Below are 12,952 nucleotides of genomic sequence, written 5' to 3' on the forward strand. Positions count from 1 at the left end.
TTCTTCTAAATCAACTCAAAGCTCAAATTCATATTCTTGGCATAGGCAAGTGTATATACGTCTGTACCAAAAGTTTTATAAGCGATACGAGCTTGGGTATAATCTAAACGGGATGTACGTAGACAGGATTTTATCCCACTTATTCCCTTATCCAATTGTATCACATCACAAAAGATATTAAGCTTACCTGCACCAAGGTCAAATCCGTTAACTGCTCCTAGACCGTGCCAGCCTAAGTGATTGTCAAGATAGTCCTGTACTTTGTCTTTGAGCCACAAATCACGTTTGTTGCCAAACTTACTCTTGAGTTGGTATTGGACGACCACGGTGGAATAGTTCTCTTCCTTAGGTAATACAAATCCCAAATCCTCAGCTTCCTGTTTTACAATGACATAAAGCTGCTGCAACTCATTTTCCTCAAGAATTTGATGAATGGTACGCTGCCCTTGATAGCCAACTTTACCTTTGTGTACGGTGGCTTTTCTTTCGGTTTCATCATACCATATTTCAAGATACTGTGTCGCAATACCTTCGTCAAATTTATAGTACTTTAGGTGTTCTGTCATTGCCTAATAGAGTTGTCTCTTTGTTATTCACTATTTCTTTTCCGCGGAGGATAATGTTATTACGCTCTTTTATGTTTTCTTCGGTCTTTGTAAGCAGTTTTATTACACCTATTTGAATATCATCTAGGTTGTCAACGATCACGGATAAAAGCGTGTTTTCATCTATAAAATAGCTCTGGGGTTCAGATTTTATAATATCGCCATCAAGCATAAATACGACAGGCGCTTCTTTAAATTCGGTATACTTCCCTTTTAGATCAGCTAGCGAACTAAGCCTTGGATGGTAATCATTTTTGGCTGTGAGATAGACTTGGCCAGTATAGTTTTTTGTTCCAATCAGGGTATCTTGTTCTAGAACACGGATATCCTTTATAAGATTTGGAGCGAGGGAATATTGAGGGCCAATAAACTTTCCATTAAGAAAAAAAGCTATTTGATTTGTTGGTGTGATATTATTCAGCTTTATGACGCGAAATGCCGTGTCTCTCCGCTGATGCACCTTAACAGTAGTGGATGAACCGTGCTTTTGACTTTCTGTAGTTTGTGCAAATGACGGTGCCACGACGAATGTGACTAAAAAGATAATAAGTGTTTTCATATATACGCTCTTTATTTAAATAATTACCACATTCTTACCCATTGCTTTTTCACGTTTGCACAACTAATATACGTTTTTTAATGAAAGTTTTACCTCTCGAAATAACGTAAAGTATACAAATGCTTATGGTATTATGGAGCCGTAGAGCCATTTATTGAGCTGCTTTTTCATATCGATTCCATGCTTTTCGGACAGTATGAAGTAGCAATCTACTATAGCTTCTCTATCTTCTGTGTCGAGCTCGGCATTTTCCATTTTTCGAAGACTGGCCAACAGTTGTAGCTTTACTTTTGCGGTGTCAGTGTTAGTCTCACAAAATCTGATATCCTTTGTAATCGTTTCTGTGTAGAATTTGTATTCTAAGGAGGTTATCATTTCTTCCGACAACAAGACCTTAAATCTTCCGAGCATGTCTGCCTTTAGTTTCAAGTAGGTTGGGAGAGGTAGCGACCTACCCGATGGTTGTTGTTCTTCTTCTTCGGCAGTCTTTTCTACTGTCCCATTTGTCTTCTGATACAGCTCGAACCAATCGTTCATCTCTTGATTTATTGCAGACTGTATAGCATAATCCTCGGGGGCAATAGGGCCAGGGTGATTACGCATACTAATCTGTTTCGCAATAGCATTGTACGTTGTAGATAGCTGTAAAAAGATAGCTTGGTTTATCTGGAGCTGGCCAAGCTTTTCTGTTGTCTTGGAAAATAGGTCTTTAAGCTCCGTCAGACCAATATCCTGATGCGCTAGGTAATAGTCAAAATCCGCGTTAAGACACTCCCTTAACTGGGCAGACTCACCCTTTGTTAAGATCTGCTGTTCCTCGAGTTCTTGCAGTTTATCATTTAGCTGACCTCGATTCAACTGTATAAGTTCTTCAGTCTGATTTTTTGTCTGTTTCTTCATCTGCGTGCAGGAATGTAAAGGAAATGCAAGAATCGCTAAGCAAATAATTAACAACTTCTTTAGATACGGTATCTTTAATCCCATATTTCCCAGCCTCCATTCTGAAAATCATACTTTGCATATTCTCCGGTATCGGTAAATTCGGAAGCAACCATGCCTACCTCAAAGATTGCGTCTTCGTTCCATGCCACCGAGAAATAAAGGGCCTGTCTTGTCAATAGCGCCTCACCAAAATCCTCATCCTCATGATTGAAATGTAGTCCTGTATCGGTTTCTTCTGCTAGTACGTAGTCATAACTCAAGAGCCGCTGTCTGAGGTTAAGGTATTGCTGTTCTGTAAATGGCAACAGATTATTTGTGTCATCAAAGAAGTCTTCATCAGTAGAAATCTCTTCCTTTACTTTTGTCTCTATTCTAAATAAGGCGATATCGTAACTCATATACCCAAACTTACCCCAATTATTATCAGAGCGCAAGAGTTATCTTAGATTCGAAGAGCAGCTTTTACAATTCGTGTCTTTGTTTAAATCAGTCCTTACCGGTTTCAGACTCCAGTTAATGTACAGCGTCCTGCAATAGGTTATCTATTTGTTTTTGTTATATTAGTATCAGTTTTTAACCTTTAGTAGTATTTGATATGAAGTATATCTCTATAGTTGTCGCTTTTATGTGTATGGTATCAATCGACATTTATGCACAACAATCCACAGTCTTAAATAGAGATGTCATAGAAGCACAAATGCAACTCTACGAGCACAAAATAGATGCAAAGATTAGAGAGTTGGATCTGAAAGAAGATAATCTCGAATTGAGCAAACAAAACGTGGCGGATATCATCAGTTTTCACAAAGAGGGAATAGAGGAGTTCCATCGCACATTAAACTATCTATTGGTCCTGATGGGGATCATTGTATCTGTAGTTATAGCAGCAGCCGGATACTATATAGAGCGTTTGAATAAGAGAAAATCCTTGGAACTGAAGAAAGACATCGACGCATTACGGCAGTCTATGGAGGAGAGTCTTGAAAAGATAAAGAAAGAATCAGACAGGGAGCTGGATCTCATTCGTGCGGAAGCCAAGCGTCAGCTTGAACATTTCAAAGCGGGCTAACCATCCTCTTGCCATAAGGTTGTCGCAAAGACATCTTACCTTTGTAGGAAAACAAAAGTAAAACAAAGCACTCAGATGTTGACCATAGAGGATTTACAGTCGATCACACTAGAAAGACAAGGATTACGTTATGATGCGTCATTTGGAAGCGGAAAAGATGCTGTATATCAAAGCTTAGAACAGCTAGGTTACCTGCAGATCGATACGCTATCGGTTGTCGAAAGAGCCCATCATCATACACTGTGGACGCGAATCCCTGATTATGAGACGAGTTATCTCGACGAACTTCTAGAAGAACGTCAGATCTTTGAGTACTGGTTTCATGCAGCGTCCTATCTTCCGATGCAGGACTTTCGTTTTGCTCTACCGCAGATGTTGGAGGTAAGAGATAATGATTCTCATTACTATAATGCCGATTCTAAAGTAATGCGATATATCATAGATACGATTCGTGCAGAGGGACCCAAAAGAGCGCGTGATTTTGAAACCCAGGCTAAAAAATCTGGAAGCTGGTGGAATTGGAAACCAGCAAAGATCGCTTTGGAACGACTTTTCTTACAAGGCGATTTGATGATTTCGCGGCGCGAAGGTATGCAAAAGACCTACGATTTACCCGAACGGGTTTTACCTGAGGCTATAGATCTAACAATACCTACTCCTAGGGAGTTCGCAAGCTATTTGGTAAAAACCTATTTAAATGCCTATGGATGGACTACGCTCAAACAGATTTTACATCTTAAGACAGGGGAGACAATAAGGAATGATGTTAGGGATGTGCTATCTGACCTGCTAGAAGAGGGGATAATCGAATCAATACATATTAAAGGCTATCCACCTGTATTTGTAAGATATGATTTATTGGGGGCAACAGCGGGAATTAGTACTCCTGAAATCAGACTGTTATCACCATTTGATAATGCTATAATACATCGTGATAGGGTTAAGCAATTTTTCGATTTTGATTATCGTATCGAATGCTACACTCCAAAAGAGAAGCGACTGTACGGTTATTTTTGTTTACCCATCTTATTTGGTAATACCTTTATTGGTCGTGTGGATTGTAAGGCACACCGAAAGCAAAAACAATTCGAAATTATACATCTGCATCTAGAAAATCAGTTGATTGAGTTTGAATCGTGGGCAAAACCTTTTGCTGAGCGCATCAAGCAATTCGTCCTTTTTAATGGGTGTACGTCGTTGAAAGTATCGCAGGTCAGCCCTTCAAATAAGACAACCAAACTAAGGAAATTGCTAGAGGGCCTGTTTTAATGGTAGAATGATTATTGAATTAGGTTCTGCTCTTTCAATTTATCAAGTATAAGCATGTCTACAGCTGATGTCCTGTCCCGGTCTTTATACGTTATCCATTCAAATGATTCTACTTCGCGGGAAGATGACAATGTTCCACTGAAATCAGCAAAGTAGCAAAGCATTTGTACCCGGATTCCTGGAGCGTGACCATCATATAGCTACAACTACAGCGGTTTTAAAAAGTCGCCATCTTTTGTTATTTTCTTATCTTCTACGGCATTATGAACAGACTCTAATATCGATGTTCGCATATCTTCCGTTACTCTCGAATAACCGAATATTTTCGCTATTAAAGGGACAGCACTCTCGGGTTGTATTGCTATAGAATTCTCTACGACTTTAGCAATTGCAAGATTCATTTCTTCGGGGGCAATGTAATTTAGTTTTCGTGAGCTAGCGGGTAAGGAGCTTCTATCGCGAATAGTGACTGTGTCATCTTCGGGGTGCCAAACGAAATCATTTTTTCTGATTATTAATCCACTATTGACCGCATAGGAGGTTGCTTTTGCAATTTTTGCACGACTATTGCTACCAATTTTTAATATTCCGTTTGCATCGGCTATTCTCCTTACCAATTCTTCAAAATGTATGGGGTTTTCGATTTTTACAACTTCAGCTATCCAATTTCCAATTTGTCCAGTAGAACAGTTGGCAAGTTCCTGAAAGGAAACATCCGGAGGTAAGGTAGCTACTGTATATTTTTCATAAGACTCCACATGCTCAACCGTTTCTTCACGAATCAAACTTTTTAAATCTTCCATTAATTCTTCTTCAACAGCATCATTGTGCTCAGCTTGCATCTTTGCCTTTTCAATTGCTTCTATAAGCAATCCTAATTCTCCTTTCGGATTTCTAAACCAATCTGTGCTCCAGACATGGAATAGGTTCCAACCCATGCTTTCAAGAACAGAACTGCGTAACCTGTCACGATCTCTAGCAGACTTCGCATTGTGGTATGTCTTGCCATCACAATTTATTCCGAGCAAATACCTCCCAGGATGGTCATTATCTACCACGGCTAAGTCTATATAGAATCCTGCCGAACCTACTTTTTCCCGTACGGTGTAACCTTTTTCTCGGAGTACTTCCGCCACGATTTCTTCAAATGGAGACGGCGTGTATTCCATTTCTTCTTTGTCCCTCTCAAATTTTCCATACTGCGCATAATACAGGAAGCTTTTTAACGCCCATATCCCAAATTTTGCATTTGGCCCAGGATTTATATCCCCAGCAGTTATATTCGTAAAAACCTCACAACGGCTTTTTGCCCTCGTAATCAAGACATTCAGTCTTCGCTCTCCACCTTCATTATTTAATGGACCGAAACTCATCGGTACATTTCCGTCTTCAGTACGGCCATAACCAATGCTGATAAATATGACATCTCTTTCATCTCCCTGAACATTTTCGAGATTTTTGACAAAAAATGGTTCATTAGGATGACTTCTAAAGAAACTCTCGACATCCGGGTTTTTCCTACGGCGTATTTCAAGTGCATTTTGTATGGCCTGCATCTGCGCGGTACCGAAAGCGACAACGCCAAGACTTAATTTTGGGGAGTGTATTGCGTGATGCATTACGGCATCTGCAACACTATCAGCTTCCTTAGGATTAGTACGGGTTTTGCCCTTATCATAAAAAGAATCCGGTAAATGATTAAAGGCTAGTCCCATTCTGTTTTTTGATCCCGGGCTTGGGAAAATAATCAGCTTGTTCTCGTAAAACTCCTGATTTGACAAACTGATCAATGACTCATGCCTACTGCGATAATGCCAACGGAGCATACGCTGGGGAGCGCTTTGGGCATCACACATACCGAGAATACTTTGCATATCTGCAGTTACGTTTTCTTCATCTTCTGTTTCGGTGTTCAACTTATCGAAAAAACTAGTAGGTGGCATCTGTTTCGTGTCCCCGACAACGACTAATTGTTTCCCACGTAGTATTGCCCCAAGAGCATCTACAGGACGAACCTGACTAGCCTCGTCAAAGATTACTAAATCAAAATCGATACTATCTGGAGGAAGAAAATTTGCAATTGACATCGGGCTCATCATAATCACCGGTTTGATTGCCTGAATGGCAAGACCTGCTTCCTGCATTAGCCTTCTTATGGGCATATGTCTTGCTTTACGGTTGAATTCACTCTTAAGTACATTTATCTGCCCTCCGCCATCCTGTCTCGGTACAGCTTCCCAATGTTTGAGCGCGACCTTAGCAATGTTATAATATTGGTTTAGGATATCCAGTCTTTTAAACTTCTCAATCATATCTTCGTGATTAGAACGTTCAAACTTTCGTAGCTCGGGACTATTTAGCATGGCCTGCTCAATTAGTGACTCGTACCATGATTTTTGTATAGCTGTTTTTAAATGTGTTGATGCGTCCGGCCAGTTTGCGACAATGGTAATCAAATATGCAGCTCCTTCCTTTTCTATATTTTCCTTAAGGACGTTCCATGATACCGCTTTGTGAATGTCTGGTAGATCCGCCACCCAGTGTTCTACAATATTCTTCTGTTCTTGTAAGCTATTTTCCCGAATTCCGCTATCCTTTAAATCAAAGTGCAAGAGTAAGTTTTTCATAGCTTCACCTTGCGTATGCAGCACGGATTTTAAATCATTTGCATATTGAGTTGCAAGCTGTGGCTTCTCATTTCTTTCCAAATATTTAAGAATCGAAGCTAGTATTTCTCCTTTTTGGATAGAAGCATGTACAGCCTGTAAGTATTCGCATCCGTTTTGAACAGCATTCCAATCGGTACGTTTCTTTTGCCAATAGTTTCCAAACAATCTTGCCGCTAGTGGTTCGAGCGAAGATAGAGTACTAGCTAGACGCTTGCCTTCCATCATGGCATTTACATATTCTATCTTCACTTCAAGCTGGTCAGGTACGGTTGTGTTTAACAAACCCGTTAATCGTTTTACCGCTTTCCTATAATCGCCGATAAGGAATTTATACCACTTTTTACCATGTGCGATAAGATTTTGACGAATTTCCAATACGTCATGTTCCCAGGCCTCAGGAATAAATAGCGAATCAAACTTAAGATGTAGATCTCTGATACGGATTCCTGTATCAATAATTTCGGCAATATCCGCCTTATTGTCCAGCCATGCCGCATCTGTTATCGCCATCGACTGTACACCTGGATTATTTGCAGCCGTTGCTACGGTCACTATCAGTTCAGCGATTGTTTGTTTATCGGTAGGGGTATCCACATTAAAAACTTCCGAAACGGCAGCAATAAGATTGATAAGTTCCTTGGTTTCTTTAAGCGCTTCGTTGAGTAATTCCTTCGCGGTTTCTTCATCTTTAGGTAAAAACACAGTCAGTCCCGTCCCATAAAAAAGTAACTTTTCAGGTTCACCAATTTTTGACAACCGCGCCTGAATCTGCTCAGCGAGAATTTCTATCCGCTTAAAGTATGAATAATCCCATGATCCAATGTTATCAACAGGAATCCTAGGAAATTTATAATTGTCGCTTTCTTTGTTTATCTTTAAAAGATAGCCCATCACTTCCTGTGCAGAATGTCCACTTTGAGCGATGACCTTATTTACATCATTACAGTACGCGTTTAATTCGTCTATTACGGGCTTAAGGAACTGTATCTCTTCTTCCAATCGGGTTGTGGAGGGTTTGCCTAGCTCCAAAATACGCTTTAACTCGGTATGAAGTTCACGTTTATTTGCTTTATGGCTATGTAATTCGAGACAGGCTTCGCCGAGGTTAATACTATCTAATCGTCGTTTTACAACTTCGAGAGCGGCCATTTTTTCAGCAACGAAAAGTACCTTTTTCCCATTACCGATAGCATCTGCAATAAGGTTTGTAATAGTTTGGGACTTTCCCGTGCCTGGCGGCCCCTGAATCACCATATTTCGTCCTTCATTTACAGCTAGCATCGCGAGTAGCTGTGAACTATCTGCGTCGACCACCTGAAGCAGCTGGTCTGCATTTGTTTCCTGATCGAGATGATGTTCCTCACCGATTGAAGGTTGTTGCTCATTAAAACCATCACCGAAAAGCGATTGCAAGATAGGGTGGTCAATGGGCTTTTTGTCGTCTGGCCACTTCGAACTGTCCAAGTCATGATAAATCATAAATTTGCCGAAAGAGAAAAAGCCAAGCTCTATAGCGTTTGCTTCGACTTGCCAATTATCGGTATGGCTAATTCTATCCTGTATGTCAGCAAAATAAGATTGAAGATTAAACTCTTCCTCGTCGCAGAGGTTGGGAATGGTGATATTAAAATCAACCATCATTTTTTCCTGAAGCGAGAGATTAGCACCAATTTCGGCTCCAGTATATCTTAAACGAAAACGTTCATTAGCACTGGAACGTTCTAAAGAAACCGGGATTAATAGGATTGGGGCTTTGCGAGCAGTTTCGGTGTTTCCTTTCTCATACCAATTTAGCATGCCCAGTGCCAAATAGAGCATATTGACACCTTGTTCTTCTATACTAGTCTTGGCAAAATAATAGGTGTTTAGAATTTTGGTCTGAAGCTTCTGCTCCGTATCATTAGTTTGCAAACGGGTATCGTTGTACGCATCTTGCAGTTCACTTTCCGATATTTCAGGCAACAAAAATAACCCCTCGTCATCTTCTTTGCCCGGTCGCGCCAAAAAAGTCATCGCCTTGTTTTGGGATACCAAGATATCATATACAACTATAGATTGCTCCTGAACTATTGACAAACCTCGCGCTTTTGGCGCTTTGTAATTCAATAATGTATTTCGCATACCGAGATCAAGAAGTTCCTTTCTAGATGCCTCTATTTTTGGAAGTATATTTTCTGACATGATTAAAACTGTTTGATACTAAAATAGTTAAAACAATTTATAATTGACTGATTTACTGGTATTGGATGTCAGACAGCCCTGGTGTATTTTCGAGTTGCTGCACTGTTGATCGTCCAGTCCATGTTTATTATAATATTACCTAATTGGTGGTAATACTTTCTTCTAAGGTATTCAATGTTTTGTTGTATTGCAAGGAGGAATTGTTATTTTTGATAGGTACATATTCCAACTACATTAACTTGCTACTAGAAGCTAGGTGCTGGAGAAAGTATTCGTTAGATTTGTTTATAACCATAAGTAAAGATACTTAAAGCGTATTATGAGAGAAAAAGAGCATTTGCAATCAATCATAAAATATTGGAGATCGATAGAGGTATTTAACCTACCAGATTTTACAATGGGACAATCGGAGAACGATCGCTACTCAAAAGTAGATTTCACTAAGAAGGAACCTTGGTTAAGAGGTGAAGTCTCACCAAAAGCAGATCATGAGTTTCTTTACACCTTGGTTTTGGGTACGGTCAGTAAAAAGAAAGTCTTTAAAACTATCGATAGCTTTTTCTCAGTGGAAGCGAGATTGAAAGACGAAGACTACGATTTTATCAATGGTCAGACATTGCTGTGCAGTATCACCCTTTCTCAGCAGGGAACAGTCAAAGAGTTCGGCTACCTTTTGCCATCGTACATATTCGGCGTTCAATTACTCAAACAAAGTAAATCGTTAGACCAGGTCAATAAGTTGATCAAAGATCAAAATGATGATTTCCTTCATAGAAATAAAATCCTAAAAGAACACGATTTTTTGGAAGATGAAAGCGAGTTTGTTTCTGGATCATTCACTCATTCACGCTTACAGGAGGAGATTGATCAAATAAAAAAAATGACCTCTTTCTGGTTTGACGAAGAGATTGCAGTATATCTTAATGTAAGAGAAGTGAAAAAGGACAGAAATGTTGATCCACCTTTTCTGAATAGCTTTTATCTCGACGATCTAAATAAAGTATTAGAATTGAAAGAGGAGCAGGTAAGTTCCATTGTGTCAACGTTATTGTCTAGTCAGGTAGATAAATCGAAGCGGATTGATATATTAAATAATCGCGGAGCATTTCTAGAGGTAATAAATCCCAAATACTTAAGTATTGGGAGATGGCCCAATTCGTTGAATTATAATCTGTACCATGCTCAACAAGGAGCCGTACAGAATATACTTCATAATCTACAGGAAGGAGGTGTTTTTAGTGTAAATGGCCCGCCAGGGACAGGGAAGACAACGTTGTTAAAAGAAGTTATTGCTAACGTCATTGTTCGACGTGCAGATTTGATATTGGAAGTTGGCGTTTCAAAAATATTTAATGAAAAAGCGAAGAAAGTCGTATCCAAATCGTCCTCATTTGTCAATTATTATCATGAGTTAAATAGCCGTTTCCTTGGTGAATTTGGAATCGTTGTGACAAGCAATAACAACACAGCCGTCGAAAATATATCCAAGGAGCTGCCCAAACGAGAAGAGAAATCTTATGTGGACACTCTTGGCTTTGGATATTTTTCTGAGATTGCAGAACGGTTAGTGACAGGGCAGACTAATTGGGGCACACTTGCCGCTGTGTTGGGCAACGCTAAGAACCGATATCAGTTTATTGATAACTTTTGGAATGATGATAAAAAAGGTAAACTCCAGATTGGATTTTCTTCATTTTTGCGAGACGTAGTCCGTCAAAAAAATAAAGAAGACAACTCGTATTATCTGGCGCTGTTTAAAAAAGAAGAAGCAAATTATAGAGCGCTGAGGAGGGAATTTGACAGTTTCAAGAATCTAGCTGAATTGTATTTTGTTATGCTGCACCAATTTGGTGAAAATCAATCGCTGTTGCATGAGCTAACTAAGACGGAGCGCGAAATTGACGAGGAGCTTTCCAGTAGGGAATTGTTGTTTAACTTAAAAAGTGCGGCACTCGATGACCTCTTTGATGACAGAACCCGCGTACAGGAAACTCTCAGTCACTTAAAGACCATCCAACCATCACTATTCTTTATACATAAGCTTTTTAGAACTAGCCTTTATAAGGAATGGAACAAATCCTATCAGCTGCCATTGCAAGAGCTGTTAGAAATAAACCAAACTATTAGCACTGATCAAGCTGAGGTGAGGCAAATAAAGAAAGAAATTACAAAATTAACAGAACAGCAACAAGTTATTAGAAAACAGAAATCAAAACCCCAACAGTATTTCTTGGACCTTGAACAGAAGAAAGAGACTATTTCAGAGAAGTACGGGATTGAAATCAATAATTTACCTGATGAGTGGTTTATCGATGAGTCAATGGAAGATTTGCATCTCAGTATGCCTTTCTATTCAGCTAAGGTGGCGAAAATTCAATCTGATATTTTCCTGAGCGCCCTTCGTATCCATGAGTTGACTATAAAAATCAATGAAGGTATTATTTCAAAGAATATTCGTACTTATATGGCATGTTTAGCTACAGGACCGGATAAGGATACTTCCATGATGCAACACCTTTGGGATAGCTTTTTTATTTGCGTGCCAGTTGTCTCCACAACACTGGCTTCTATTTCAAAACAATTTCCTTTCGACTTAAAATTGGGATGGACATTGATTGATGAAGCGGGGCAGGCCGTACCACAATCCGCTGTTGGAGTCTTGCAGCGTTCAAAGCGCGCTGTAGTGATTGGAGACCCACTACAGATAGAGCCAGTCGTTACTATACCACCTAGTTTAGTCGAAAAGCTGAGAGAAGAGTACAAGGTAGATTTGCTTTGGTCCCCCTATGTAAGCTCATTACAGCAATTAGCAGACCGCACAAGTAAACAAGGGACAGCGATTATAGATTACAAAGACACGTCTGTATGGACCGGATTCCCTTTGCGCGTTCATCGTCGTTGTATCGACCCCATGTTTTCTATATCCAATAGTATTGCTTATAATAATCAGATGGTATTGTTTCCAGGGCTCAAGACGGATGGTTCAGAGTCAGCAAATGCCATTCAAACCCAATGGATAGATGTTAAAAGTGACCAATCAGCATTGAATAAACACGTTATCCTAGAGGAGATAGCCGCTATCGAAAGCTTCTTAAATACCAATGCGCAAGCAATCGGCAGGGATGATGTGTATATCATCAGTCCCTTTAAGAACGTGGCCGATCATTGCAGCCGGCATTTTAACAGCACTCTATATCCTCATGTCAAATGCGGGACAGTGCACACGTTCCAAGGTAAAGAAGCTAAAACTGTTGTTTTTGTTTTGGGTACGGATCAAAATGGAGGCGGAGCCCGAAAGTGGGCTTCTCAGAAGCCGAATTTAGTGAATGTTGCAGTGACCAGAGCAAAGAAAAGCTTGATTATAGTTGGAGATAGAGACTTGTGGCGACAACAGCTTTATTTTAGTACATTGTCTAGTGAGGTAAACTAGAAGTATATTGGTTAGTTTCTAGGTGTCCATTTGATTTTACAGATATGCTATCCCGATTCCTAAGATCACGCGGTCATATCATACTGATCTACTTGCAGGCTTTTTTCTACTGCGGATTATTAATCGGTTGGTTGAGGCTGCCTGATGGCGACTATGAAATGTCTAACTATCTTCTCCTGTTGCTTGGTGCACCCGTACTGGGCTTATTTTTGCTGTATGCTATTAATT

8 protein-coding genes are annotated in these 12,952 nt (G+C 39.8%); 3 read left to right on the forward strand and 5 right to left on the reverse strand.

The window, feature by feature from the left end; translation table 11 throughout:
• Positions 1-5 precede the first annotated feature (5 nt).
• The 4 genes from CLV99_RS04230 to CLV99_RS04245 all read right to left on the reverse strand — a co-directional run bounded on the left by CLV99_RS04230 (position 6) and on the right by CLV99_RS04245 (position 2,504).
• Complete coding sequence (locus CLV99_RS04230) at positions 6-566, reverse strand: hypothetical protein (protein ID WP_133583238.1); 561 nt, start codon at positions 564-566, stop codon at positions 6-8.
• Positions 541-1,164, reverse strand: coding sequence for a hypothetical protein (locus CLV99_RS04235; RefSeq protein WP_133583239.1), 624 nt, complete (start codon positions 1,162-1,164; stop codon positions 541-543). Before CLV99_RS04235 ends, CLV99_RS04230 begins: the two co-directional genes overlap by 26 nt.
• 123 nt (positions 1,165-1,287) lie before the next feature.
• Entirely contained in the window at positions 1,288-2,064 is a 777-nt protein-coding gene (locus CLV99_RS04240) for a DUF4844 domain-containing protein (protein WP_162850022.1), read from the reverse strand.
• Between the two features lie 74 nt (positions 2,065-2,138).
• Complete coding sequence (locus tag CLV99_RS04245) at positions 2,139-2,504, reverse strand: hypothetical protein (protein ID WP_133583241.1); 366 nt, start codon at positions 2,502-2,504, stop codon at positions 2,139-2,141.
• Positions 2,505-2,701: 197 nt separating this feature from the next.
• Here CLV99_RS04245 and CLV99_RS04250 point away from each other — a divergent pair, with 197 nt between their 5' ends.
• Together CLV99_RS04250 and CLV99_RS04255 are read left to right on the forward strand one after the other, a co-directional pair.
• Entirely contained in the window at positions 2,702-3,175 is a 474-nt protein-coding gene (locus CLV99_RS04250) for a hypothetical protein (RefSeq protein ID WP_133583242.1), read from the forward strand.
• Between the two features lie 75 nt (positions 3,176-3,250).
• Positions 3,251-4,444 carry a winged helix-turn-helix domain-containing protein gene (locus CLV99_RS04255; protein ID WP_133583243.1) on the forward strand — a complete coding sequence of 398 codons (1,194 nt, stop codon included), beginning with the start codon at positions 3,251-3,253 and terminating at the stop codon, positions 4,442-4,444.
• Positions 4,445-4,650: 206 nt separating this feature from the next.
• Here CLV99_RS04255 and CLV99_RS04260 read toward each other — a convergent pair whose 3' ends face one another.
• Positions 4,651-9,294 carry a DUF3320 domain-containing protein gene (locus CLV99_RS04260; RefSeq protein WP_133583244.1) on the reverse strand — a complete coding sequence of 1,548 codons (4,644 nt, stop codon included), beginning with the start codon at positions 9,292-9,294 and terminating at the stop codon, positions 4,651-4,653.
• Between the two features lie 319 nt (positions 9,295-9,613).
• Between CLV99_RS04260 and CLV99_RS04265 the strand changes: the two genes are divergently transcribed.
• A complete protein-coding gene (locus CLV99_RS04265) occupies positions 9,614-12,724 on the forward strand; it encodes an AAA domain-containing protein (protein ID WP_133583245.1) in 3,111 nt (1,036 codons plus the stop codon).
• Positions 12,725-12,952 lie beyond the last annotated feature (228 nt).

This window comes from Sphingobacterium yanglingense, from assembly GCF_004363245.1.
GTDB classification, from domain to species: domain Bacteria; phylum Bacteroidota; class Bacteroidia; order Sphingobacteriales; family Sphingobacteriaceae; genus Sphingobacterium; species Sphingobacterium yanglingense.

Bases quoted from the DNA above. Each gene is read 5' to 3' on its own strand.
- CLV99_RS04230 (WP_133583238.1), bottom strand. From the start codon at position 566: ATGACAGAACACCTAAAGTACTATAAATTTGACGAAGGTATTGCGACA.
- CLV99_RS04235 (WP_133583239.1), bottom strand. From the start codon at position 1,164: ATGAAAACACTTATTATCTTTTTAGTCACATTCGTCGTGGCACCGTCA.
- CLV99_RS04240 (WP_162850022.1), bottom strand. From the start codon at position 2,064: ATGAAGAAACAGACAAAAAATCAGACTGAAGAACTTATACAGTTGAAT.
- CLV99_RS04245 (WP_133583241.1), bottom strand. From the start codon at position 2,504: ATGAGTTACGATATCGCCTTATTTAGAATAGAGACAAAAGTAAAGGAA.
- CLV99_RS04250 (WP_133583242.1), top strand. From the start codon at position 2,702: ATGAAGTATATCTCTATAGTTGTCGCTTTTATGTGTATGGTATCAATC.
- CLV99_RS04255 (WP_133583243.1), top strand. From the start codon at position 3,251: ATGTTGACCATAGAGGATTTACAGTCGATCACACTAGAAAGACAAGGA.
- CLV99_RS04260 (WP_133583244.1), bottom strand. From the start codon at position 9,294: ATGTCAGAAAATATACTTCCAAAAATAGAGGCATCTAGAAAGGAACTT.
- CLV99_RS04265 (WP_133583245.1), top strand. From the start codon at position 9,614: ATGAGAGAAAAAGAGCATTTGCAATCAATCATAAAATATTGGAGATCG.